This window comes from Salipiger marinus, from assembly GCF_035481585.1.
GTDB classification, from domain to species: Bacteria; Pseudomonadota; Alphaproteobacteria; order Rhodobacterales; family Rhodobacteraceae; genus Salipiger; species Salipiger marinus.
Window position 1 is genome coordinate 1 of sequence record NZ_JAYKSL010000097.1, and the last position, 639, is coordinate 639.

Sequence of the window (639 nt, forward strand, 5' to 3'; positions counted from 1 at the left end):
CCATCGCGCAGGCGATATTTGAGGCCAGCGAGGAAGACCCGCGTATCATCATCGCTGCGCCGATGTATCAGGCGCCTCATGCTGACGCTCTCCACCCCACAAGTGCGGGCAAACAGCTCGTGGGGATGCAATGGGGCAAGGTGCTCTACAAGCGGGTCTATCGGGGCGAAGACTGGCGTCCCGTCGAGCCGCGCCGCATCACGAAGCACAGCGCCCGTGTCATCACGATCAAATTCCACGTGCCGGAGGCGCCGCTCCTATTCGACACCACCAATGTGGTGGATCCCGGCGACTACGGGTTCACCGTGGAGGATGACAGCGGCTTTGTGAGCATCGCCTCGGTCGATCTGATCAACAGCGACACGGTCCGGATCACGACCTCCACCGACATCGGGACCAATCCGAAGCTAGGCTATGCTTATTACGGCATCGGCGGCAATGGCGGCGGCCCGATCACCGGCGCGCGTGGCTGCCTGCGCGACAGCGACCCTACCGTCGGTGCAGACGGATCCACCAATCTTTGGAATTGGGCTGAGACCTTCCAGAAGCCCATCCCCTACGTCAAAGGAGCGTAAAACATGACCACCCTTATCCGCCTGAACACGGCCATCAACAATCCGAGCCTGCCGAAGCTTTCAG

General features: G+C 61.2%; 1 protein-coding gene. It reads left to right on the top strand.

All coding sequences use genetic code 11. The features are described 5' to 3' along the window. A partial coding sequence (locus VK682_RS27300) for a hypothetical protein (protein ID WP_324783006.1) occupies nucleotides 1–575 on the top strand: 575 nt, incomplete at its 5' end. Nucleotides 576–639: the final 64 nt, after the last annotated feature.